21 protein-coding genes are annotated in these 23767 nt (G+C 70.9%); 3 read left to right on the top strand and 18 right to left on the bottom strand.

Annotation, left to right across the window (positions count from 1 at the left end):
* Positions 1 to 4: 4 nt before the first annotated feature.
* The 14 genes from ACEJ41_RS02180 to rluD all read right to left on the bottom strand — a co-directional run bounded on the left by ACEJ41_RS02180 (position 5) and on the right by rluD (position 14731).
* Entirely contained in the window at positions 5 to 1741 is a 1737-nt protein-coding gene (locus tag ACEJ41_RS02180) for a DUF1800 family protein (protein ID WP_374014043.1), read from the bottom strand.
* Between the two features lie 186 nt (positions 1742 to 1927).
* On the bottom strand, positions 1928 to 4171 hold the full coding sequence (gene gspD, locus ACEJ41_RS02175) for a type II secretion system secretin GspD (RefSeq protein WP_374014042.1): 2244 nt from the start codon (positions 4169 to 4171) through the stop codon (positions 1928 to 1930).
* A 204-nt stretch (positions 4172 to 4375) separates the two neighbouring features.
* Complete coding sequence (locus ACEJ41_RS02170) at positions 4376 to 5311, bottom strand: hypothetical protein (protein ID WP_374013163.1); 936 nt, start codon at positions 5309 to 5311, stop codon at positions 4376 to 4378.
* Complete coding sequence (gspM, locus tag ACEJ41_RS02165) at positions 5301 to 5903, bottom strand: type II secretion system protein GspM (RefSeq protein WP_374013162.1); 603 nt, start codon at positions 5901 to 5903, stop codon at positions 5301 to 5303. The genes ACEJ41_RS02170 and gspM overlap by 11 nt, the downstream gene beginning before the upstream one ends.
* Positions 5893 to 6975: a PilN domain-containing protein gene (locus tag ACEJ41_RS02160; protein ID WP_374013161.1), complete on the bottom strand. Its 1083-nt coding sequence runs from the start codon at positions 6973 to 6975 to the stop codon at positions 5893 to 5895. Before ACEJ41_RS02160 ends, gspM begins: the two co-directional genes overlap by 11 nt.
* A gap of 20 nt (positions 6976 to 6995) precedes the next feature.
* Positions 6996 to 7790, bottom strand: coding sequence for a type II secretion system minor pseudopilin GspK (locus ACEJ41_RS02155; RefSeq protein WP_374013160.1), 795 nt, complete (start codon positions 7788 to 7790; stop codon positions 6996 to 6998).
* Positions 7787 to 8422, bottom strand: a complete 636-nt coding sequence (locus ACEJ41_RS02150) for a prepilin-type N-terminal cleavage/methylation domain-containing protein (RefSeq protein ID WP_374013159.1) — start codon at positions 8420 to 8422, stop codon at positions 7787 to 7789. Before ACEJ41_RS02150 ends, ACEJ41_RS02155 begins: the two co-directional genes overlap by 4 nt.
* On the bottom strand, positions 8419 to 8814 hold the full coding sequence (locus tag ACEJ41_RS02145) for a prepilin-type N-terminal cleavage/methylation domain-containing protein (RefSeq protein WP_374013158.1): 396 nt from the start codon (positions 8812 to 8814) through the stop codon (positions 8419 to 8421). The genes ACEJ41_RS02150 and ACEJ41_RS02145 overlap by 4 nt, the downstream gene beginning before the upstream one ends.
* On the bottom strand, positions 8811 to 9299 hold the full coding sequence (locus ACEJ41_RS02140) for a Tfp pilus assembly protein FimT/FimU (protein WP_374013157.1): 489 nt from the start codon (positions 9297 to 9299) through the stop codon (positions 8811 to 8813). Before ACEJ41_RS02140 ends, ACEJ41_RS02145 begins: the two co-directional genes overlap by 4 nt.
* A gap of 23 nt (positions 9300 to 9322) precedes the next feature.
* On the bottom strand, positions 9323 to 9769 hold the full coding sequence (gspG, locus tag ACEJ41_RS02135; RefSeq protein ID WP_374013156.1) for a type II secretion system major pseudopilin GspG: 447 nt from the start codon (positions 9767 to 9769) through the stop codon (positions 9323 to 9325).
* A gap of 43 nt (positions 9770 to 9812) precedes the next feature.
* Positions 9813 to 11045, bottom strand: a complete 1233-nt coding sequence (locus ACEJ41_RS02130) for a type II secretion system F family protein (RefSeq protein ID WP_374013155.1) — start codon at positions 11043 to 11045, stop codon at positions 9813 to 9815.
* 40 nt (positions 11046 to 11085) lie between these two features.
* Complete coding sequence (gene gspE / locus ACEJ41_RS02125; protein WP_374013154.1) at positions 11086 to 12819, bottom strand: type II secretion system ATPase GspE; 1734 nt, start codon at positions 12817 to 12819, stop codon at positions 11086 to 11088.
* A gap of 105 nt (positions 12820 to 12924) precedes the next feature.
* Positions 12925 to 13698 (bottom strand): peptidoglycan editing factor PgeF, encoded by a 774-nt coding sequence (gene pgeF / locus ACEJ41_RS02120; RefSeq protein WP_374013153.1) that lies wholly within the window; start codon positions 13696 to 13698, stop codon positions 12925 to 12927.
* Between the two features lie 52 nt (positions 13699 to 13750).
* On the bottom strand, positions 13751 to 14731 hold the full coding sequence (rluD, locus tag ACEJ41_RS02115) for a 23S rRNA pseudouridine(1911/1915/1917) synthase RluD (RefSeq protein ID WP_374013152.1): 981 nt from the start codon (positions 14729 to 14731) through the stop codon (positions 13751 to 13753).
* Positions 14732 to 14832: 101 nt separating this feature from the next.
* On the opposite strand from rluD, the gene ACEJ41_RS02110 reads away from it, so the two are divergent.
* Positions 14833 to 15714 carry an outer membrane protein assembly factor BamD gene (locus ACEJ41_RS02110; protein ID WP_374013151.1) on the top strand — a complete coding sequence of 294 codons (882 nt, stop codon included), beginning with the start codon at positions 14833 to 14835 and terminating at the stop codon, positions 15712 to 15714.
* Between the two features lie 10 nt (positions 15715 to 15724).
* Here the strand turns inward: ACEJ41_RS02110 and ACEJ41_RS02105 are convergent, their stop codons facing one another.
* The gene (locus ACEJ41_RS02105; RefSeq protein WP_374013150.1) at positions 15725 to 17365 is read right to left on the bottom strand and encodes an NAD+ synthase; all 1641 of its coding nucleotides are present in this window, start codon (positions 17363 to 17365) and stop codon (positions 15725 to 15727) included.
* 147 nt (positions 17366 to 17512) lie between these two features.
* Here ACEJ41_RS02105 and coaE point away from each other — a divergent pair, with 147 nt between their 5' ends.
* Positions 17513 to 18127 (top strand): dephospho-CoA kinase, encoded by a 615-nt coding sequence (gene coaE / locus ACEJ41_RS02100; RefSeq protein WP_374013149.1) that lies wholly within the window; start codon positions 17513 to 17515, stop codon positions 18125 to 18127.
* 41 nt (positions 18128 to 18168) lie between these two features.
* Here the strand turns inward: coaE and ACEJ41_RS02095 are convergent, their stop codons facing one another.
* The 3 genes from ACEJ41_RS02095 to ACEJ41_RS02085 all read right to left on the bottom strand — a co-directional run bounded on the left by ACEJ41_RS02095 (position 18169) and on the right by ACEJ41_RS02085 (position 23102).
* Positions 18169 to 19155: a Nudix family hydrolase gene (locus ACEJ41_RS02095; protein WP_374013148.1), complete on the bottom strand. Its 987-nt coding sequence runs from the start codon at positions 19153 to 19155 to the stop codon at positions 18169 to 18171.
* 28 nt (positions 19156 to 19183) lie between these two features.
* The gene (gene secA, locus ACEJ41_RS02090; protein ID WP_374013147.1) at positions 19184 to 21922 is read right to left on the bottom strand and encodes a preprotein translocase subunit SecA; all 2739 of its coding nucleotides are present in this window, start codon (positions 21920 to 21922) and stop codon (positions 19184 to 19186) included.
* Positions 21923 to 22160: 238 nt separating this feature from the next.
* Positions 22161 to 23102 carry a M23 family metallopeptidase gene (locus tag ACEJ41_RS02085; RefSeq protein WP_374013146.1) on the bottom strand — a complete coding sequence of 314 codons (942 nt, stop codon included), beginning with the start codon at positions 23100 to 23102 and terminating at the stop codon, positions 22161 to 22163.
* A gap of 9 nt (positions 23103 to 23111) precedes the next feature.
* Between ACEJ41_RS02085 and ACEJ41_RS02080 the strand changes: the two genes are divergently transcribed.
* A complete protein-coding gene (locus ACEJ41_RS02080) occupies positions 23112 to 23636 on the top strand; it encodes a DciA family protein (RefSeq protein ID WP_374013145.1) in 525 nt (174 codons plus the stop codon).
* Positions 23637 to 23767: the final 131 nt, after the last annotated feature.

Below are 23767 nucleotides of genomic sequence, written 5' to 3'. Positions count from 1 at the left end.
GTCCTCAGCGCTGGATCGCGAATTCAGGGGAAGCGACTGCCAACACCAGCAGCGAGTGCGCAATGGATGGCGCCGAAGCGCGCTGGGCGGCCAGGCCGGTCGCCATCGCGCTCATGGTGTCCTTGGTCTGCGGTGACATCCGCCCGTACATCAGCAGGAGGTTCAACTCCTCGATGGCCGCGGCGTAGTCGCCGGCCTCCACCGGACGGATCAGCGGCGCCAGGTTCAGGGTCGGGCCCGGCCGCGCCTGAACCACGTAGCCCTCGCCCGTATTCGCGTAATCGGCCACCCGGCTGTAGTAGTTGACGCCGGACATGTAGGTGGCTTCGTTGATGATCTGGAACTCGGGCGCCTGGATGCCCTCGGCCCCGTTGTTGCCCGGCAAGCGGTGGCCCGGCTCGAAGAAGTTGAACACCGTCGGCGCACGCAACGATTCCTGGCCGATGTGGTCGTTCATGGTGCCCGCGCCCCAGAAGCCCCAGTCGATCCGTCCGGTGCCGCCATTGGGAAATTCGTACTGCGCGTTGAAGGCACGGTAGATGGTGGCGACGTTGACAAGGGGCTCGCGCGCCTTGCCGAACACCGCGTCACCGGCTGCCGGGGGGATGCGCGCCTCGTTGTCCAGCAGGATCGCCTTGACCACCTTGCCGATGTTGCCTTCCGTCGCATTCCACACGTCGGCCACGCGCTTGACGTAGGCGGGCGAGGGGTTGCTGGTGACGAACCGCTGGATCAGCTGGCGGCTGACGAACGGAGCGGTGTTCGGGTGGGCCGCCAGGGCGTCGATCGTCCTGGCCAGGCTCTTGCGGCAGTCGTTGCCCTCGTCGATGACGATGCCGTTGAAGATGGTCTTCGGCTTGTCGTCATGGAACTCCGGGTGGCACTCCATCGGCACGTAGGACTCGTGGTCCTGGTTGTTGAACCGGCGCACGCCCGCGTAGGTCCAGCCGGTGAACACCCGGGCCATGCCGGTGATCACGTCCTGGTCGTAGGTCGGGATCGGCTGGCTTGCTGCATCCAGCTTCGGCGTGCCGTCCTGGTTGAGCTGGACCAGGCCGATCGAGAACAGCTGCATGATCTCGCGCGCGTAGTTCTCGTCCGGGGCCACGTTGGCGGCCGGATCCGCCTTGCGGTTGCCTGCATGGCTGAGGTAGTAGCCCATGGCCGGGAACGTGGTGACCTGCTCCAGCAGGTCGCGATACGACCCGTGCGCCGACTCGGCCAGGAGATCCTGGTAGCGGGCGTTGCGGAAGGTTTCCAGGTTGCCCTTTCCATCGACCTCGGAGACCACCAGGATCTCGCTCAGGGCCAGGCCGATGCGCATGCGCAGCTGGTCGGGCGCCTTGATCGCGCTCCACAGCCAGTTCATGGCCCGCTCGCGCGAGCCGAACTGGTGCCGGTGGATGCCGCTGGCTTCGTGACGCACGAAATAATCCAGCGTGGTCGTGACCGGGGTCACCGCCGGGTCAAGCTGGTCGTCGATCCACTTGGCGTAGCCGACCTGGCGCAGGCGCTGGATATCGGCACGGGTGACGCCGAAGCTGGCCTGGGTCAGGAACCTGGCCGCCTCTTCATCGGTCTGCGGGATATCGGAATAGGCCGGTGTGGCCGGTGGCTCCGGCTGCGGGTCCGGGACGGTGTTGTCGCCGCCTCCCCCGGTCTGCGGCGGTGGCGGCGGCGGGCTGTTACCGTCGCCGCCCCCCTTGGAACAAGCGCCCAGCGTGAGCGCGGAAACGGCCATCAAGGCCCAACACAACCGCTTTATGTCCATGCGATCCCCTCGGCGGCGTAGCCGCGTGTGAATATTCCATTTCACCGCCCCCTCGGTGCATCGTGGGCCGGATTATCCCGATAATCCGGATATATGCAAACCCCTCAACCCATATAAGGCCTCCGCATGTGACCACACTCACACATGCGCGCCGCGCTATCTCGCCCCCGGCGCCAGCAATGGCCGCAGCGAACGGAACCGGCGCCCGTAGTCATCGGTGACCTGGCGCGCGTGCACCGGGTCGGTCACCAGGGTGGGCGTGAGCAGCACGATCACCTCGCTGCGCGAACTGCTGCGCGTGCGCCTGCCGAACAGCCCGCCCACCACCGGCAGCCGGCTCAGGCCGGGCATGCCGGAACTGCCGCGGGTGTGGCTGTCCTGGATCAGGCCGGCCAGCAGCACGGTATCGCCGCTGTTGATGATGGCGTTGGTCTTCAGGCGCCGGTTGTTGATGGTCACGTTGCCGTTGATGTTGGACTCGGCCCCGGGCGAGCTGACCTCCTGCACGATGTCCAGGAACACCGTGCCGTCGCGGGTCACGCGTGGCCGCACCTTCAGGATGGTGCCGGTATCCAGGTATTGCACCTGGCTGACCGTGTCGCCCGCACCGATGGTGTTGACCGACACCGACGCCACCGGGATCTTGCTGCCCACCGTGAACGTGGCCTCGTGGTTGTTGCGCACCGTGACCGAGGGCGATTGCAGCATGCGCACCTCGGACACCTGGTCCAGTGCGTTGATGATGCCGATGCCGTTGTCCACGCCGAAGGTGTAGAGCAGGCCGCTGGCACTGAGGTTGCGCAGCCCGGCATTGCTGGGGGCCGTGGGGGTACCGCCATCGGCGTTGCGCAGGTACCAGCTGACGCCGTAGTCGAGCTCGCCGCTGAGCGTGACCTCGGCCACCTGGGCTTCGATGTGGACCTGCAGCGGCATCACGTCCAGGCGGTGGATGACATCGCGGATCGAACGCCAGGCGGCCGCGTTGGCGCGCACCAGCAAGGTATTGTTTTCCTCCACCGCGGAAATGCCCACTGCATCGCCGTCCACCCGCAGGGTCATGCTGACGCCGCCGGCCCCCGATGGATCCAGGGACGCGCCGCTGCCGCCGATGCTGGCGAAACTGCCGCCGGCACCGTCCACGCCCGGCTCGTGGATGGTGGTCGGCTCCAGCCCCGGCATCAAGGGCGCACCCGCATCCTCCATCCCGGAGGGGTCCGCGCCGCTGCCGAACACCTCGGCCAGGCGCCGCGCCAGGTCACGGGCGGTGATGTAGCGCAGTTCCTGCGAGTACAGCCGCACGCCTTCGCCGGCACCGTCGATGCGCTCGATCCAGTCGCCGATCTGGCGCAGGTACTGCGGCTGCGGGGTGATGGCCATGACCGCATTGGCACCATCCAGCGGCATGAAGCGGAACATGCCCGCCAGCGGCGAGCCGCCCTGGTCGCCGAACACCCGCTCCAGGTCGGCCACCACCCGGCTGCTGCGGCTTCCGCTCAGCGGGAACACGCCCACCGACATGCTGGCCATCCAGTCCACGTCGAAGATCGCGATGGTCTGCTGGTAGTTCTCCAGCTCGGCGCGGGTGCCGGCCACGGTGATGATGTTGCGGGCGTTGTCGGCGTCGACGATGGCATCGGGGCGTGCGTACGGTTGCAGCGCCTTCTTCATCTCGCTGGCCGAGATGAAGCGCAAAGGCACCATGCGCACCTCGAACCCGCGCGCGGACCCGGGCGGGGCGGTGCTGGGCGCCACGCTGCCGGCCAGGGCCTGGTTGGCGGCCACGATGTTGTAGCGGCCGTCGCTGTAGACCATGCGCGCGTTGTTCCAGCCCAGCACCATCTCCAGCAGGCCCATGGCCTGCGCGGGCGCCAGCGGCTGGGGCGTGGACAGGGTCACCCGGCCGGACACGTCCGGTGCGATGACGTAGTTCTGCCCCAGCATTTCGCCCAGGATGACCCTCACCACCGCGTGCAGCGATTCGCCCTCGAAGTTGAACGATGCCGTGCCGTTGGCGGCGGCATCGAGCGAAGGTGCACGGCGGCTGCGCGCGGCCGCAGCGCGGTTGATGACCTCGCCACTGCCATGGCGCATGACCGCCTCGGCCGGCGCGTCCTGGCCGGGGTCGGCCGCCACCGGCGACGCCGGCACCAGGTCGAGCACGTAGTCGCTGCCGGACTGGTAGGCGTGGGTGTCGGTTTCACCGCTGGTGTGCAGGACGATGCGGATCCCGCCGGCGATCGCGCGGGCCTGGATCCTGTGCACGGGGGTCCCCAGGTGTTCGACCTCGCGCACCTTGGTCAGCCAGGAAGGAACCCGAGCGCCGGGGACATCCACCACCACGCTGCCGATCTGGTTGCGCAGGTCGGGGGCCACGTCCGCGGCATCAAAGCGCAACACCATGCGCCCCTGCCCGGCGGCGCCGCGTTCGAAGTCGATCCGCTGCAGCTGCGGCGCGCCGGCAACCGGCCGCGCCGCGGCCGGATCGCGTGGCACGCCATCGCGCAGCAGCACGGGGGTGGTGGCCAGGGCGCCCGCGGCGACCAGCCACAGGGCCAGCAGGGACATCTGCAATCGCTGTTTCATCCGATCCAAGCCACACGCTCCCTAATCGTCATCGCGCCTGTCGCGCAGTTGCCGCAGGCGGTTCCTTTCACTCTGGATCCGGTCGCGGGTGGAGCGCGCCAGCTCTTCCTGCACCACCCCCGGCATGCTGACCGGAACGTCCCAGCCGAACGATGGAGCCATGGATGGATCCGGCATGGTCGCCCCGCCCGGCAATCCGGGCATGGCGGGTACGCCCCCCGGGCCCTGGGCCGGCACCTGCGGCAGGCGCCCGCCAGCGGATCCAACCGCACCTGCCGCGGCCACGCTGCCAGGTCCGGCGGCGCCGCTGTCACCGGGACCCCCGGCGGCCGGGGCGGTACCGGCGTTCCATTGCATGCCCGGATCGCCGCTGGAACGCGCCGGCCCGGTGCTGGCGGTGGCGCCAGCCCGCGGCCCGTCGTCGGCACCTGGCGGGCGATCCCCCGCGCTTGCATGGGCCGCCGCGGCGGGTACGTCCACCGGCTGCAGCACCAGGGTCTGGATCCCGGCCGGCCCCTCCAGCGTGGCCATGCCGGATGCCAGCTCCAGCAGCCTCCATCCGGAGACGGCATCGCCGCCCTCGCGCAGGTGGAGGGTGTTGCCATCGCTTCGGGTGAGGGTGGCCATCGCGAACGCATCGCCGATCACCACCCCGGTCAGGCGCAGGCCTGCGGCGGTACCGCCCCCTGCCGGCATCGTCATCACGAAGGCCGAGGGCTGCCGGTCCGTCGTGAACACCGGACGGGCGGCGATCCCGGCGTAGGCTTCCGGAGGCTCCAGGCGCCAGCCTTCGCCGGCATCCAGTGCCGGCAACGCCGGAACTGCGGCCTGCCCGGCCGCGGGCAATCCGGGCGCCCGGCTGCCGACCCCGGCCAGCACCACCAGCCAGGCCACCAGGCCCAGCAGCGCGAGGGCTGCAGCCCAGCGCAGGCGTACCACCACCGGATCAGCGCTCATCGGCGTCTCCCGTCGGCGCCGCCGGCGCCAGGTAGCCGACCAGCCGGAACGAAGTATCCAGGCCGAGTCCGCTCTCGGCCGAGCCGCCGCGCTGGCGCGACGCCTGGACCGACAGGCCATCGATGAACAGCCGCGGCGAACTGCCCTCCAGCACGTGCAGGATCGCGGCCAGTTCATCCACGCCACAGCGCAGCCGTGCCTGCACCGCGACCTCGACGAAGCCGTCCACGCTGGTCGCCGGCAGCGGTGAGCGCTCGCGCAGCGCGCAACTGCGCCCGCCGGGGCTGGCCGACCGCACCGCGCGCTCGAGCCCGTGCACCAGCGCGGCGGTGGCCAGTTCCGGCGATGCCTCGGCCATCAGTCCGGGACGTGCGGCCAGGCCGGCCTGCAGGTCCTTCAATTGGCGCGCCACGCCCGGCGCGTGCTGCAACTGCGCCTGGATCCGTGCTTCGCGCTCGCGCAATTGCGAGATCTCGCCTTCGATGCCGCGCAGCGGCTCGACGAAGGCCGGGTGCAGGAGCAGCACATGGACCAGCGCCAGCACCGTCACCAGCGCAGCGGCCGCCAGCCACCGGGTCGCGTTACCGGACATCGGCATGCTCCGCACCGGCGCCGGCTGGCGCAGTGGCGCCGACCGGCCCCAGGGTCGCGGTGAGGGTGAACCGGTCCATCCCCGGCTGGCGCTCGTCACGGACCACGCTGGTCAGGGCGGGGTCCTGCCACCACGGCGCATCCTGCAACAAGCCGACCAGCGCGGCGGCGTCGCTGCTGCTGCCGGTCACCTGCAACTGCTCGCCCTGGATGGACCAGCTGTCCAGGTGGGTTGCGTCCGGAAGGCGCCGGGTCAGTTCGCGCCATACATCGATGGTGGCGGCCCGCTGCCGGCGCTTGTGTTCGAGGAAGGCCAGCCCGGCGATCCGCGACCGCGCGTGCTCCAGCTGCTGCGCTGCCTGGCGCGCAAGCGGTGCGCTGGCGTCGACCCGCGCGCGCAGCTCGGCCAGCGCCTCGCGCCGGTTCTCCAGCCATTGCGCGCCGGCCAGGGCCAGGCAGGCCATGCCCAGCAGCAGCAACAGCCATGGCCACGGCCGCAGCGGATCGCGCGGGCGCCGGCGCAGTGCCGCAGGCAGCAGGTTGACGCCCAGGGTGCCGTTGCCGTCGGCCACGTCGATGCCATGCAGATGACCATGCCAGGGCGCCAGCGCACCCGAGTCCCACAGCGCGCGTGGCACCGCGACCAGCTCCACGTCCAGCTGGCTGCCGCTTGCGCCGAGGCGCCGCACGTCATGCAGGGCCTGTGCGGCGGTGAAGGGGGTTTGCCGCTCGATCTCGAATTCCATCACCGCCCGCAGGCGCGCGCCTGCGGCCACCGGCAACTGCAGCGGCCGCCGCAGGACCTGCTCCGGCGCAAGCACCCAGACCCGCGGCAGCCGCGCAGCGCGCCCCTGCAGCCGCGCCACCAGCGCGGAGGGTTCCATCGGCCACGGCCATCGCCCCAGCGTGCGTCGCTGGCCATCGACGTCGGCCACCACATGCAGCTCGGCGCCATCCACGCTCAGCAGCAGTCGCGCACGCGCCGCGCCCATGCGTTGCCGCCACCCGGGCGGGATGCAATCACGCAGTGCGGCACCCCATGCCGACAGCAGGCTGGCCGGTGCCGATGCCATGGTATGGCTGCTTGTGCCCATCATCGGCTGGCAGTTCCCTCTTCCCAACCCGCAATCGAATACGTGCTGCCCGGAATCGGCGACGGCAGCAGCCGTACGACGACATCCAGCTGTGCTTCCGCCCCCTGCGCAGGCACGACATGACTCTCGATTCTATAGGAGCCTCCGGCAGCGTGCCCGGGTACCGCTGCCTGGGCCTGGCGCAGGCCCGCCACCACCGCCGGATCCAGGCCCATCGCCAGCAGCACCGGCTCGGTGGCAACCTGCGCCAGTGGCCGGCCGGCCACGCCATGGACCGTCACCAGTGGCCGCAGCCGCCGGTACAGCGGCAGGTCCATGCCGGGCAGGTCGCGCAACTCCACCGTGGACACGTACGCGCCCGGCGCCGATGCCGCTGCGCCGTTGGCGCCGGCAGCCTGGCGACGCAGCTCGATGGCATGCGCCAGCAGGGCCGCGCGTTCCGGCGCCACCTCCAGCACCCGCAGCAGGGCTTCGATCAATGCGCGGTCGGCGAGGTTGAGGTCCACCTTGCCGCGCTCGTCGGTGATCCGCAGTTCGATCCGGCTGTCATCGAACTGCCAGCGATAGCGGCGCCCGTCGGCGATCCAGCGCCCCGCATCGGGCCGTGCCTGCAGCCGCCAGACCGCGTACTCCACGCCGGCCCGTGCATGCTCGCGCGCTTGAACGCCGCGTTCGGCGGTGCGGCCCTGCAATGCTTCCACGCGCGCGGCGAACGCGAACCCGCCGACCAGCCCGGCCAGCAGCACGATCAGCCACAACACCAGCACCAGGGCCGCGCCACGGATGCGCATCATCGCCCGCCCTGCACGCCGTGCCCGCCCCGGACCGGCGCCACCAGCAGCGGCGGCCACTGCCGGCCATCGACGGTGGCCACTTCAACCGCCACCTGCACCGGCAACTGCTCGGGCGAGGTCCAGCGTTCCAGCCAGGGACCGGCGCGCCCGGTCTCCGGGTCCATGCCGCGGTAGCGGAACCGGACCGGCCCGAGCATCGCGGCCAGCCGCTCCGGGCCGACCGGTGCCACGCCGCGCGCGCCCGGCCGCGGCCGCATCCACAGGTGCAATTCCTGTCCGGTGGGTTGCATCACCACCCGCAGTTCATGCACGCGGATGCTGCCCGCGCCCAGGTAGGCCGGCGTGGCCGAGGCGAAGCGCATGTGGTCCGGCTCGCCGACGAACACCACCGGCGCGTCGCCCGGCCCCGGCTGGACCAGCGGCAGGGGCTCGGCTGCGACCAATTGCCGGTGCAGCAGCGTGGCAGTGGTGCGCATCCAGTCCTGCTGCTGGCTGACCAGGTCGCCACGCGCGGCGACCCCGAGCGAGGTCCGCATCGCCGCGTACACGATGGTCGCACCGATGCCCAGCAGGATCATTGCCAGCAGCAACTCCAGCAGGGTCATGCCGGCAACCCGACGTGGCGCCGTCATGCCGGCGGCTCCACGGCGGCCAAGCGCAATGTGCGCCAGCGCAGTTGCTGGCCGCGCGCCTCGCCCCACGACACGGTCAGGTTGATGCTGAGCAGCATGGAACGTGCATCGGCGCCGTTTCCGTGCCGGTCGTGGTAGGGCTCGATGTCCATTTGCCAGTGGTACAGGCCGTCGGGGCTGGTGCCGGCACGCCGCCCCGGCTGCAGCCGCCCTTCCAGCGCGGGCGCCGACAGCAGCGATTGCGCCAGGATGCCGGCGCGGCTGCGGTCGCCGGCCAGGCGCACCTGCTCGCTGGAACGGGCCAGCGTGCCCAGCAGCAGGGTCATCGCCATCGCCAGCAGCGCTGCGGCGATCAGCACTTCCAGCAGGCTGTAGCCGCGTGCGCGGATCATGGCGCAACCTCGGCCGGCACCTGCTCGGCCGGCACCCGGAAGCTGCGCACCTCGCCGGTCAGCCAGGCCACGTCGATGCGCCACACCGAATCACGGATGGCCAGGTCGATGCGGCCGCCGCTGGAGGCGCCGTCGGCAAAGAACACGATGGCGCCCTCGCCTTCGTCCGGCTGCAACGCGCGCGCGCCGGTGAAGGTGACGCCGATGCGCTCGTGCACGGTGCCCTTGCGCCCGTTGATGCCATGCCAGGCACGCGCGGCCGGGGTGATCGTGAAGCGCTGCTGCTGGCCGCTGGCCAGTGCCCGGGCCCGCGCGTGGCGCAGCTCGCTGCCTACGTCACGCACCGCCGCGCGCAGGCGCCAGCCATCCATGCCGCCACCGAGCGAGGCGACCGCAAGCGCGCTGACCGATGCGATCAACAGCACCACCAGCAGCATCTCCAGCAACGAGAAGCCGCCGCTGCGCACGCTGGTGATCGGCCACATGCTGCGCGCAAGCCGCTGGCACATCACTCGTAGATGATGTCCGCGTCGTAACTGGCGCCGCCGGGCTGGCCATCCTTGCCATGGCTGACCAGGTCGAAGCCGCGGCCATCCTCGCCGGGGATGCGGTAGATCACCGGATGCCCCCATGGGTCGGCGAACTCGCTTTCCTTGGCGTACGGCCCCAGCCATCCGCCGACGCCCGGCGGTGCGGTTGCCAGGTCTTCGAGCCGGGCCGGCAGGCGGCCGGTATCCAGCTGGTAGTTCTCGATCTTGGCTGCCAGGGTCTGGACCTGGGACCTGGCCAGGTTGGCCTTGCCCCGGTCCGCGCCGCCCAGCACGCGGCTGCCGACCAGGGTCAGCACCCCGCCGATCAGCACGATCACGATGATGATCTCCAGCAGGCTCATGCCCGCCTGGTTGCGACGTGCGCCATTGCGCCTGCCAGCACCACCCGCTATCCGCTTGTCCATCGTCACCCTCAGTTGTTCCACGACCGGGGAATGCCCCGGACAGTCATCCGATCGCCCCGGCCATGTCGTACAACGGCACCAGCACCGCCACGATCACCAGCCCCACCACCAGTGCCAGGGCCAGGGTCACCATCGGCACCATCGCGGCCAGCATGCGCTGCACCGCACGCGCCGCTTCGCGCTCGAAAGTGTCGGCCACGCGCAGGAGCATGGCGGCCAGTTCGCCCGATTCCTCGCCGATCCGGATCATGTGCACCGCCAGCACCGGCAGGTGCCCGCCATCGGCCACCGCCACGGCCAGGCTGCGGCCGCCGCGCACCGCCTCGCAGACCAGGTCCAGGTCACGCGCCAGCACCCGGTTGCCGAGCACGTTGCGCGCGATGTCCAGCGCCTCCAGCAAGGGCACGCCGTTGCCCAGCAGGGTGCCCAGGGTGCGGGCCAGGCGCGCGGTATCCACCCGCGCGACCAGCGGCCCGGACAGGGGCTGGCGCAGCAGCCAGCCATCCAGCGCGTGGCGCATGGCCGGTTGCCGCCACAGCCGCCACAGGGCCAGGCCCGCCACGACGAGCAGGCACAGCAGGATCCAGCCATGTGCCTGCACCGCCAGCCCGGTGGCGAGCACGGCGCGGCTGAACCACGGCAGCTCCACGTCCAGGCTGTCGTACATGGCCGAGAACTGCGGCAGCACCACCGCCAGCAGGAACAGCAATGCCAGCCCCACCACCGTGACCAGGATCAGCGGATACACCATGGCGTTGACCACCTGGGCCCGCAGCTCGCTGCTGCGTTCCAGGTGCGCGGCCAGTTGCGCCAGTGTCTGCGGCAGGCTGCCGCCGGCCTCGCCGGCACGCACCATGTTCACGTACAGGCGGGAGAAGGTGCCGCCCTGCGCGGCCATGGCGGCCGACAGCGGCAGGCCGCCGCGGACCGCCTCGCCCAGTTGCGCGATGACGCCGCGTGCCTGGGCATCGCCGGGCAACTCCATCAGCACCGACAGCGCGCGGTCCAGCGGCTGGCCTGCGCCAAGCAGGGTCGACAACTGCACGGTGAACTGCACCAGCGTATCGCCGGCCAGGCCGCGTTCGGAAGCGCGCACCGGCAGCCGCAGGCGCCAACGGCTGCTGCGTTCCGCGCCCTCCACCGCCAGGCGCGCGTCCACCGGCAGCTGGCCCTGCTCCTGCAGCCGGGTGACCAGTTCGGCCCGGCTGCCCGCCTGCATCCGGCCGTGGCGCATCTGGCCGCCGGCATCGATCGCCCTGTAATCGAAGACCGGCATCAGCCCCGCCCCCGTCGCGCGTGGTCCGTGGACTGCCGGATCATCCTTCGGTGACCCGCATGACTTCCTCGATCGTGGTCACGCCCTGCAATGCCTTGCGCAGGCCATCGTCGAACATGGTGCGCATGCCGCTGGCCTGCGCCAGCGCGTTGATCTCGCCGGCACCTGCGCGGCGCATGATCGCGCCGCGCAGGCCGTCGTCCATGACCAGCAGCTCGGCGATGGTGGTGCGCCCCAGGTAGCCGGTGGGGGTGAGCGCGGACGGGCACGGCTGGGTAAGCACGATGTCGCCGGTCGGCTGCAGGCGGCGCAGGTCGAACGCCTCGATCTCCTCGGCGGTGGCGCGCCTGCGCCGGGCGTGGGTGGGCTCGATCCGGCGCACCAGGCGCTGGGCCATGATCGCGTTGACCGTGGAGGTCAGCAGGTAATCCTCCACGCCCATGTCCAGCAGGCGCGCGATGCCGCCGGCGGCGTTGTTGGTATGCAGGGTGGACAGCACCAGGTGGCCGGTGAGCGCCGACTGGATCGCGATGCGCGCGGTTTCCACGTCACGCATCTCGCCGATCATGATGATGTCCGGATCCTGGCGCACGATGCTGCGCAGCGCATTGGCAAAATCCAGCCCGATCTGCGGGCGGGCGTGGATCTGGTTGATGCCCTCGATCTGGTACTCGACCGGATCCTCGACGGTGATGATCTTGACCTCGTCGGTGTTGAGCCGGGCCAGCGCCGCGTACAGCGTGGTGGTCTTGCCCGAGCCGGTCGGCCCGGTCACCAGGACGATGCCATGCGGCTGGGCGAGGATCTTCTCCAGCGCCGGCAGCAGGTCTTCGCTGAAGCCCAGCTCGCGGAAGCCCAGGGTGGCCGCGCGCCGGTCCAGCAAGCGCAGCGCCACGCTTTCGCCGTGCGCGGTGGGCACCGTACTCACGCGCAGGTCCAGCTCCTGGCCCTGCACCCGCACCATGATCCGCCCGTCCTGCGGCAGGCGGCGCTCGGCGATGTTCATGCGCGCCATGATCTTGATCCGGCTGACCACCGCCGCCGACAGCTGCGCCGGCGGGCTTTCGCCTTCCACCAGCACGCCGTCCACCCGGTAGCGCACCTTCAGCCACTTCTCGAACGGCTCCAGGTGGATGTCCGAGGCGTGCAGTTCCACCGCTTCGTGGATCAGCGCGTTGACCAGGCGGATGACCGGTGCTTCGGAGGCCAGGTCGCGCAGGTGTTCGACGTCGTCCTCGTGCGCCCCGCCCGGGTCGGCCGCGGCTTCGACCAGGCTGTCCATGGAGCTGCGCCCCTGGCCGAACCAGCGCTCGATCAGGGTGTCGATGTCCGAGCGCAACGCCACCGCCGCGCGGGTCTGCAAGCCGCAGGCCAGGCCGATGGCCTGCAGCGGATAGGGGTCATGCGGATCGGCCAGCAGGACGTCCAGCACGCCCTCGCGCACGTCCAGCGGGCAGGCGTGGAACTGCTGGAGGAAGCGCAGCGGCAGGTCGGCCAGCTGCGGTGCCCGTTCCAGCGGCAAGGCGTCGGGGAACTCGATGGCCGCCAGCAACGGCAGCTGCAGGGCCTGCGCGCAGGCCTCGGCATGGTCGCGTTCGGACAACAGCCCCAGCCGCGACAGCAGCCCCAGCACGCCCAGCCCGGATCCGTCACGCAGGCCTTCGGCGCGCTCCACGTCGGCCGGCTTGACCTTGCCGGACGCCACGAGCTCGGCGACCACGCGTGCTTCGGCCTGCTCGGTACCCGGCGATTTGCTTGCAACGGCAGCAGTCACGTTCCCGCTCCTTCGGCAACCCGGGCGCAACTGTACCAACACCGCTGCCCATACCGGCCCGGACGCGCGTGCGCGGATGCCACGGAAGCGGCGCCGGTACCGGTTTCAGCGCGGTGGCGACAGCCACGCCACCGTGGCCATGCGCCCGGTAACGTGGTCGCGCCGATGCGAGTAGTAGCGCCCCGCATCGCTGATGGTGCACAGCCCGCCGCCGTGGATGGCATCGGCCGCAAGCCCGGCCGCATGCAGCCGGCGCCGGGCCAGCGCGTACAGGTCCACGTGCCAGTGGCCCGGGCGGGTGCGGGCGAATGCAGCGGCGGCGGACGGATCCTGCGCGACGAAGGCATCGCGCACCTCGGCGCCGATCTCGTAGGCCTGCGGCCCGGCAGCCGGGCCAAGCCAGGCCAGCAAGCGGTCCGGCGCAGTGCGCATGGCCGCGACCGTCGCCTCCAGCACGCCGGCAGCCAGGCCGCGCCAGCCGGCATGGGCCACGCCCGCCTCGCTGCCATCGGCGGCGGCCAGCACCACCGGCAGGCAATCGGCGCTGAGCACTGCCAGGACCACGCCGGGCACGCCGGTCACCGCGGCGTCGGCCTCCGGCTCGCGTTCCGGCGCACTGGCGACGGTGGCCGCCGCGTCCAAGCGCAGCACCGCGGTGCCATGCACCTGGCACAGCCAGTGCGGCGGCGCCGGCAAGCCCGCCAGGCCGACCAGTGCGGCCCGGTTGGCCGCGGCCGCGGCCGGATCGTCACCATTGCGCATGCCCAGGTTGAACCGGTCGAACGGTGCGGCCGACACGCCGGCGCCGTGGCGCAAGGTGGTGAACGCCTGCACCCGGGGCGATGCGGGCCAGGCCGCGGGCAGCAGGGCGGCACTCACGGCGTGTGGCCTGCGCGGATGCACGACATGGCGGCGGTGTGGCAGTTGCCGTTCACCGCCGCTGGCTCTCCTCCCAGGCGGCGCTGTCCTCGCGCAGCGCCTGCAGCAGCACGCGCATGTCCGCCGGCAACGGCGCCGACACCCGGATCGGCTCGCCGCTGAGTGGATGGGCAAATTCAAGCACCTCGGCATGCAGCGCCTGGCGGCGGAAGCCACGCAGCTCGGCGGTGAGCGCCTCGCTGGCGCCGCGCGGCAGCTTCAACGGGCCGCCATACAGCGGGTCCCCGACGATGGGGTGCCGCAGGTGCTGCATGTGCACCCGGATCTGATGGGTGCGGCCGGTTTCCAGGCGGCATTCCAGTGCGGTATGGGCGCGGAAGCGCTCACGCAGGCGGAAGTGGGTGACGGCCTGGCGCCCGTCCTCGCGCACGGCCTGGCGCAGGCGGTCGCGCGGGTGGCGGTCGATCGGCGCATCGGCGGTGCCGCCGGCCACCAGCGCGCCGACCACCACCGCCAGGTACTGGCGATGGACCTGGCGCGCGGCCAGTTGCGCCACCAGCGCGGTATGCGCGGGCAGGGTGCGGGCCACCACCATGACCCCGCTGGTGTCCTTGTCCAGGCGGTGGACGATGCCCGCGCGGGGCAACCCGGCCAGGGCCGGGTCACGGTGCAGCAGCGCATTGACCAGGGTCCCGGCGGGGTTGCCCGCGCCGGGGTGCACGACCAGGCCGACCGGCTTGTCCAGCACCAGCAGGTCCGGGTCCTCGTACAGGACCTCGAGCGGGATGTCCTCGGGCTCGGCCTCGATGCGGACCTCGTCCACCGCCGCCAGGGTCACGGTCTCGCCGCCGCGGACCGGGTCGCGCGGGCGCGCCCGGGCGCCCTCCAGCAGGACATCGCCGGATTTCACCCACGCCGCCAGGCGCGAGCGCGAATGCTCGGGAAACAGATCGGCCAGGACCACGTCGAGACGGCGGCCGGCGGCCTCGTCGGGAACGGTGGCCAGGCGGGGTTCGGGGGACGGCTGGGGCATGGGAACGTCGCTGCGGGGAACACGCCGGCACTACGGGTCAGTCGCCGGACAGGCCACTAGGCTATCATCGGCCCTTCCATTTCCACGCCGCACGTCTGCCGATGGCCCACCGCACCCGCTTCACCGTCCCTGCCCCGCTGCGCCTGGCCCTGCTGCTGCTGGCGGTTGCATTCCTGGCTACCGGCTGCGGTCGCAACGCCAAGAAGAAGGACGCCGACGAGGGCGTGCCGGTGGCCGAGCTGTACGAGAAGGCGCACCACAAGATGGAGCGCGGCGACTGGAACGGGGCCGAGATCAGCCTGCGCCGCCTCGTGGCCCAGTACCCCTACGGCCCGTACACCGAACAGGCGCTGATGGAAACGGCCTACGCCCAGTACAAGGCCGGCCGGCACGACGAGGCGGTCTCCACCATCGACCGCTTCATCCGCACCTACCCGACCCATCGCAACATCGCCTACTTCTACTACCTGCGCGGGCTGTGCAACTCCAACCGCGATGCCATCTTCATGCGCCGGATGTGGTCGCTGGACCCGAGCCGGCGCGACCTGTCCTCGCCGCACCAGGCCTACGAGGATTTCAACATCGTGCTGCAGCGCTACCCCAACAGCCGCTACGCCGCCGATTCGCGCACGCGCATGGTCCGCCTGCGCAATGTGTTCTCGCGCCATGAAATGGACACCGCGCTCTACTACATGCGTCGCGGTGCCTGGCTGTCGGCGGTGAGCCGCGCCACCTACATCCTGGAAACCTATCCGCAGAGCGACTACCAGAACGACGCCGTGGCCGCGCTTGCCGCGTCCTACGAGGAACTGGGCGAGCAGACCCTGTCCGACGACGCGGTGCGCGTGCTCAAGCTCAATGATCCGCAGCATCCGTACCTGACCGGCGACTGGCCCAAGTATCCGTGGGCGATCCGGCGCCTGAACCCGTTTGCCGGCGAGAAATCACCCACCGGCCAGCGCAATGCGGTGATGAACCGCTGAGCCGGGGGCACTAGCCCTCGAAGCGGTTGCTGATCGGGTAGCGCCGCTCGCGGCCGAACGCACGCCGCGAAACCTTCGGGCCCGGGGCGGCCTGGTGCCGTTTCCACTCGCTGGTGCGCACCAGGCGCAGCACCCGGTCCACCACCTCGGCCGCGTAACCGGCAGCGACGATCTCGTCGCGCGATTGTTCCTGGTCCACGTAGCGGTAGAGGATGCCGTCGAGCACATCGTAGGCCGGCAGCGAATCCTGGTCGGTCTGGTCTTCGCGCAGCTCGGCCGAGGGTGGGCGCGCGATCACCGCCGGCGGGATCACCGGCGCGCCACCCACCGTGTTGCGCCACTTGGCCAGGCCGTACACCTCGGTCTTGTAGAGGTCCTTCAGCGGCGCGTAGCCGCCGCACATGTCGCCATAGATGGTGGCGTAGCCGACCGCGTACTCGCTCTTGTTGCCGGTGGTCAGCAGCAACCCGCCAAACTTGTTGGACAGCGCCATCATGATCGCCCCGCGCGCGCGCGACTGCAGGTTCTCCTCGGTCGCATCCGCCGGATGGCCCTCGAACATCGGCGCCAGCGCCTGCAGCAGGCCCTCGAATGCCGGCTCGATCGATATCGTCTCCAGGCGCACGCCCAGCGCCGCGCACTGCTCGGCGGCCAGGTCGTTGGACAGGCCGCTGGTGTAGCGCGAAGGCAGCCGCACGGCGGTGACGTTGTCCGCGCCCAGGGCGTCGACCGCCAGCGCCAGCGCCAGCGCCGAGTCCATGCCGCCCGACAGGCCCAGCCAGACCTTGCTGAAGCCGTTCTTGGCGCAGTAGTCGGCGATGCCGCGGGTGACCGCGCGCCACGCCAGGGCGTCCACGCTTTCGTCGCCATCATCCATCCACTGCAGCGGCATGAAGCTGCGCGCGGCGGTGTCGTACTCCAGCACCAGCCACTGGTCGGTGAACGCGGCCGCGGTCGGGTGCACGGTGCCGTTGGCATCGGCCACCACCGAGGCGCCATCGAACACCAGCGCGTCCTGGCCGCCGACCATGTTCAGGTAGACCAGCGCGGCGCCCGACTCGCGCGAGGCTCGCGCCAGCAGCGCGTCGCGCTGGCCGTGCTTGCCGCGCTCGAACGGCGAGGCATTGGGCACCAGCACCAGTTGCGCGCCGGCGCCCACCGCGTCGGCCAGCGGCTCGGTGAACCACAGGTCCTCGCACACCAGCAGCCCGACCGGGACGCCGTGGACATCGAACACGCACGGCTCCGCGTGCGGATCGACGTCGAAATAGCGGCGCTCGTCGAACACCGCGTAGTTGGGCAACTCGTGCTTGCGCCGGGTGCAGACGATGGCGCCATCGCGCAGCACGCTGGCCGCGTTGTACAGCGCGCCGCCGGTGGCCTCGGGCCAGCCGACGATGGCCACGATGTCGGCGGGCACGCTGGCGGCGATGCGCTGCAGCGCCGCCTCGCAGCGGGCCAGGAACGCCGGCCGCAGCAGCAGGTCCTCCGGCGGGTAGCCACTGATGGCCAGCTCGGGGAACACCACGATGTCGGCGCCATATTCGTCGCTGGCCTCGCCGATCATCTCGATGATGCGCGCGGCGTTGTCCTCCACCGCGCCGACCGGGAAGTCGAACTGGGCCAGGGCGATGCGCAGGGAGTCCTTCATGGCGAACACCGGGTCGTAGGCATGCAGGCGATGATACCGGCGCGCAGGGCGGTATCGATCACGCTGCGTGGACGACGGCGGCCGCGCGGTGGCGGCGCCCGCCCGCCGCGCCGCTAGACTGGTGGCATCTCCCGGCGGCAGGCGCACATGAGCGGCTTCATCATCGGCCTCACTGGCGGCGTGGCCTCGGGCAAGAGCGAGGTGACCCGGCGCTTCGAGGCGCTGGGCATCGTGGTGGCCGATGCCGACATCGCCGCACGCGAGGTGGTGGCCCCCGGCCAGCCGGCCCTGGCCGCCATCGCCCGGCAGTTCGGTCCCGGGGTGCTGCAGCCCGACGGCAGCCTGGACCGGCGCCAGCTGCGCGAGCAGGTCTTCGCCGACCCGGATGCCCGGCGCGCGCTGGAGGCGATCACCCACCCGGCGATCCGCGCCGTCCTGGAAGCCCGGTGCCGGGCCGCGCCCGGGCCATACGCGATCGCCGCCATCCCGCTGCTGGCCGAAGCCGGCGGACGCGCCGGCTATCCGTGGGTGGACCGGATCCTGGTGGTGGATGCACCGGAAGACCTGCAACACGCGCGGCTGATGCGGCGCGACGGCGTGGACGCGGCGCTGGCCACGCGCATGCTTGCTGCCCAGGCCACCCGCCAGGCGCGCCTGGCCATCGCCGACGACGTGCTGCGCAACGACGGCCCCGCCGATCTGCTGGACGCGGCCGTGGCCGCCCTGCACCGGCGTTACCTGGATCTCGCTGCCGCCGCGTAGGCGCGCCCCGGACCACGCCGCGCGCGGCGGCGGACCATCTTCTAGGCCGGGGTGCCGGTATCGGCGCCCACCGTCGGCCACAGCGCGCGGATCGCGGCGATCCCCTGCGCGCCCTGGCGGCGGGCCTGTTCCACATCCTCCGGGCCGAGCCCGCCGATCGCGTAGATCGGCAGCCCGACACGCTCGCGCAGGCGCGCGAATCCCTCCCATCCCAGCGCGGGCGCGCCGGGATGGCTGGCGGTGGGGTGCAGCGGCCCGAGCACGGCGAAGTCGCAACCCAGCGCCTGTGCGGCCTCCAGCTCGGCCAGGGTGTGGCACGAGGCACCCACCGGCAGTGCGGCCGGCAGCGGCCGCTCGACCTGTGCGGCCAGTTGCTCGCTGCCCAGGTGCACGCCCACGCCCAGTTCACTGGCCAGGGCGATGTCGCGGTTGAGCAGGACCTGGGCGCCGGCCGCGCGGCAGCGGCTGACCGCCTCGCTCGCCAGTGCACGCCAGCCGTCGTGGGCAGCCTGCGCCAGGCCCGGCGCGCGCACCTGCACCCGGCTGATCCCGTCGGCCAGGGCGGCGTCCAGGCCGGACCACCAGGCCTCCAGGTCCGGTCCCGGCTCGGGCGTGACCAGGTAGCGGTCGGGCTGGCGCAACGCGCCGATCACCGGCAGGTCGGCCGAGGGCATGGAATAGCGCGACAACTGCTCCGGCGCGACCCAGGTCAGGGCCTGGCCCTCGCGCCCGCGTGGCGTGCCCTTCCAGCGCGGGACCCGGCGCACCTCCAGGCGCAGGCGCTTGCCCGGGTACTCCTGCGGGACTTCGATCAGCACCGGGCCGACCTCGGCCTCGATGCCCAGTTCTTCCCGCAGCTCGCGCACCAGCGCGTCTTCCGGGGTTTCGCCCGGCTCGCGCTTGCCGCCCGGGAATTCCCACAGCCCGGGCAGGTCGCTGCCCTCGCCGCGCCGGGCCAGCAACACCCGGCCGCGCAGGTCGACGATGACCCCCGCCACCACGTGGATCGAGCGCCGCGCGGAGGTCATGCGATCCGGCCCGGGGGACGCGACGGCATCAGCCCAGCTGGCCGTGGCAGTGCTTGTACTTCTTGCCACTGCCGCACGGACACGCGTCGTTGCGACCGACCTTGGGCGCATCGCGCACCACCTGGCCGGCGGTCATCGCCGCACCCACCCGGCCCTGCATCTGTTCCACCTCGTCCTCGGTGCCGTAGCCGCCGGTGGACGCATGCTGGAACTGGGCCTGGCGCAGCCGCGCCTCGGCCTGGGCGCGCTCCTGCGCCTCCAGCGCCGCGATCTCCTCCTCGGTGCGGATGCGCACGCGGGCCAGCAGGGTCACCACCTGGCGCTTGACGTTCTCAAGCAGCGCGGCGAACAGCTCGAACGCCTCCTTCTTGTACTCCTGCTTGGGCTGCTTCTGCGCGTAGCCGCGCAGGTGGATGCCCTGGCGCAGGTAGTCCATGTTCGCCAGATGCTCCTTCCAGCCCTGGTCGAGCACGTTGAGCATGATGTGCTTCTCCAGCGCGCGCGCGGTCTCGGACCCGAGCTGCTGTTCCTTGTTCTGGAACAGCTCGGCCACCGCGTCCTGCACGTGGCGTTCGATCTGCTCGGCATCCAGCTCCTCGCTCTCGCTGGCCAGCCGCTGCAGGTCCACGCGCACGCCGTACTCGCCCTCGAGCGTGGCTTCCAGCCCCGCCAGGTCCCACTGCTCGTCCACCGATTCCGGCGGCACGAAGCGGGTCACCATCTCGTTGACCACGTCGCCGCGGATGCCTTCGATGTTGTCGTGGATCGAATCGGCCTCCAGCAGTTCGTCGCGCTGGGCGTAGATCACCTTGCGCTGGTCGTTGTTGACGTCGTCGAACTCCAGCAGGTTCTTGCGGATGTCGAAGTTGTGCGCCTCGACCTTGCGCTGCGCCTTCTCGATCTGGCGGCTGACCAGCTTGTCCTCGATGACGTCGTCGTCCTTCATGCCCATCATGCGCATCGCCTTCTGCACCCAGTCGGAGGCGAAGATGCGCATCAGGTTGTCTTCCAGCGACAGGTAGAAGCGCGACGAGCCCGGGTCGCCCTGGCGGCCGGAGCGGCCGCGCAGCTGGTTGTCGATGCGGCGGCTCTCGTGGCGCTCGGTGCCGATGATGTGCAGGCCGCCGGCGGCCTTGACCTGGTCGTGGCGCACCTGCCATTCGGCCTTGGCCCTGGCCTTGTCGGCCTCGCTTGCGTCCTCGCCCAGCGCGGCCAGTTCGGTATCCAGCGAGCCGCCCAGGACGATGTCGGTGCCGCGGCCGGCCATGTTGGTGGCGATCGTCACCGCGCCGGGGCGCCCGGCGTTGGCCACGATCTGGGCCTCGCGCTCGTGCTGCTTGGCGTTGAGCACCTCGTGCGCCACCCCGGCGTTGTTGAGGAAGTCGGACAGCATCTCCGAGGTCTCGATCGAGGTGGTGCCCACCAGCACCGGCTGGCCACGCGCGTGGCAGTCCTGGATGTCGGCCTGCACCGCGCGGAACTTGGCCTCGCGGTTGAGGAACACCTGGTCGGGATGGTCCAGGCGCTGGACCGGCTTGTGGGTGGGGATGACTGCCACTTCCAGGCCGTAGATGCTCTGGAACTCGTAGGCCTCGGTGTCGGCCGTGCCGGTCATGCCGGCCAGCTTGCCGTACATGCGGAACAGGTTCTGGAAGGTGATCGAAGCCAGGGTCTGGTTCTCGCGCTGGATCTGCACGCCCTCCTTGGCCTCCACCGCCTGGTGCAGGCCGTCGGACCAGCGCCGCCCGGCCAGGGTGCGGCCGGTGAACTCGTCCACGATCACCACCTCGCCATCGCGCACGATGTAGTCCACGTCGCGCTGGAACAGCGCGTGCGCGCGCAGCGCGGCGTTGAGGTGGTGCACGACGGCCAGGTTGTTGGCGCCGTACAGGCTCTCGTCGCGGCCCAGGATGCCGGCGCCGTGCAACAGCTCCTCGGCGTGCTCCATGCCGGCCTCGGACAGGTGCACCTGCTTGCCCTTCTCGTCGACCCAGTAGTCGCCCTCGCCCTCTTCCTCGGCCTGGCGGCGCAGCTGCGGCACGATGCGGTTGACCCGCATGTACAGCTCCGGCGAGTCATCTGCGGGGCCGGAGATGATCAGCGGGGTGCGAGCCTCGTCGATCAGGATCGAGTCGACTTCGTCGACGATGGCGTAGTGCAGGCCGCGCTGGTAACGGTCGGCCTTGCTCAGCGCCATGTTGTCGCGCAGGTAGTCGAAGCCGAATTCGTTGTTGGTGCCGTAGGTGATGTCGGCGGCATAGGCGGCCTTCTTGTCCGCATGCGCCATGCCCGGGTAGACCACGCCCACGCTCAGGCCCAGCCAGGTGTACACCTTGCCCATCCACGCCGAGTCGCGGCGCGCCAGGTAGTCGTTGACGGTGACCACGTGCACGCCCTTGCCTTGCAGCGCATTGAGGTAGACCGGCAGGGTCCCGACCAGGGTCTTGCCCTCGCCGGTGCGCATCTCGGCGATCTTGCCCAGGTGCAGGACCATGCCGCCGATCAGCTGCACGTCGTAATGACGCATGCCCAGCACCCGCTGGCTGGCCTCGCGGCACACGGCGAAGGCTTCCGGCAGCACCTTGTCCAGCGGCTCGCCAGCGGCGATGCGCTGCTGGAACTCACCGGTCTTGGCCTTGAGCGCCTCATCGGAAAGCTGCTGCATTTCCGGTTCCAGGGCATTGACCCTGGCGACGATGCGCTCCAGTTGGCGCAGGAGCCGTTCGTTGCGGCTGCCGAAGACACGGGTAAGCAGTTTGTTGATCATCGATGGGGCCGGTTGGGAATGAACGCCGGGGCCGCCACAGCGCGCCTCCGGAAGCGGAACAGGGCGCAATGCTCCCGGTCCGCGGCAATCTGCCATTGTAGCTTGGGACATTCCAACGCGTTCTCAAGGCCACGCGCAGCCATGCCATGGCCGATCACGCCACCCCGATGCCTGGCCCGGAAAGCAGAAAGCCCGCCTCCTTGCGGGGGCGGGCTTGCGCGCGGTACGCGGGCGGGCTTCAGCCGCGGCCGCTGCGTGCCACCGGAGCCTGGCCGTTGCCCAGGAACTTGCGCGGGTTGACCACGCGCCCGTTCTCCCAGACCTCGAAATGCACGTGTGCACCGGTCGAGCGGCCGCTGGAACCGGCCCTGGCCACCTGCTGCCCGGCGCGGACCAGGTCGCCGGAGCGCACGGTCAGCCGCGAGTTGTGCGCATATCGGGTGACATAGCCGTTGCCGTGGTCGACCTCGATGGTGTGGCCATAACCGCTGCGATTGCCGGCGAAGCTGACCACGCCGTCGGCCACCGACATCACCGGATCGCCGACCCGGGCGTGGAAATCGATACCCTTGTGGAACTGCCGGCCGCGACCGAACGGGTCTGCGCGGCCGCCGAAGCTGGACGTGATGTAGCTGCGCCGCACCGGCGCACGCGACGGCATCGCGTTGATCTCCAGCTGGCGATCGAACAGCAGCGCCTCCATCACCGACAGCTGCTGCCCGGATTGGGCGAACTTGAGTTCGATCTCGTCCAGCCCTTCGACCAGCTCGCCCAGCGGCATGTCGCCGGCGAGCTCGCCACCACCCTGGCCGGGGGCGCCCTGGAAGTCGAACTCGCCGTCCTCCAGTTGTCCGGCCTGGGTCAGGCGCTCGCCCAGGGCATTGAGCCGGTTGGCCTGGGCCTGCAGCTCGCCCAGGCGCGCAGCCAGGGCGTTGATCTCCTGCTGCGACTGCTGGCGCACCTGCTGCAGCTCACGCTGCTGCTGCGCCAGTTGCGATTCCATGCGCTGGGCGGCCGCCGCGCCGATTCCGGTGCCGGCGCCGATGCCCAGGCCCACGCCGACCGTCAGGACCGCAACCAGTGCCGTCCACGGCCGCTGCGCCGCCCACTGCTGCAGGCCGCCCTGCCATCCGGCAGCCTGCGCGCCCCGCGGGTTTCTTATGATGAATTTGTAGCTCATGCTTTAGGTATGTCCGATTCGAAGCCCAACGCCCGCCGCCCCGCCACGCCGCGTCCCGCGGTCGAAGCCGCGCTTGCGGACGACGCCGGCGCCCCCTTGCGCCGAGCCCTCTGGCTCGATGCACTGGATCAGCAACTGCGCCCCCTGTTGCCGCCCGGACTGGCCCCCCACTGCAGGTTGGCCAACGTCAATGGCGGACAACTCGTCTTCCTCACCGATTCCCCGGTCTGGCGGGCGCGGTTGCGCCTGGCAGAAGCCGAACTGCTCGGTGCGGCCCGCTCCATCGGGCTGGAACCCACTGCAGTGGTGGTCAAGACCACCACTTCGCCGTTGCGCCCGCACCAGGCGACAACCACGACAACGTCCACTGTCTCTGCGACTGCCCGGCAAGCCGTGGCCGACGCACTGGCTTCCTTGCGCGAACCCCGTCCCGGGGATCGGCCGACGCCGGAGCCGGGTGCTCCCGGCGATTCCGACCCGGACAACCCGTCCGGTCCCGGGCGCCCCCCTCAGGTCGCCCGCGGTGAATCCTAGCCTCACAACGCCATCACGTCGTTAGCTGGAAGTTAATTATTCGTTATAATCCGACCGTGCGGACGTCGCCGCTCACAGATCCGGATTTTGTCCCGGGACATCGGATCCCGCCGAACGCGGGGCCGGGCACG

This window comes from Pseudoxanthomonas koreensis (assembly GCF_041890415.1).
GTDB classification, from domain to species: Bacteria; Pseudomonadota; Gammaproteobacteria; order Xanthomonadales; family Xanthomonadaceae; genus Pseudoxanthomonas; species Pseudoxanthomonas koreensis_A.
The sequence above is the reverse complement of the archived record's forward strand: the minus strand, read 5'-3'. Positions and strand labels throughout refer to the sequence as shown.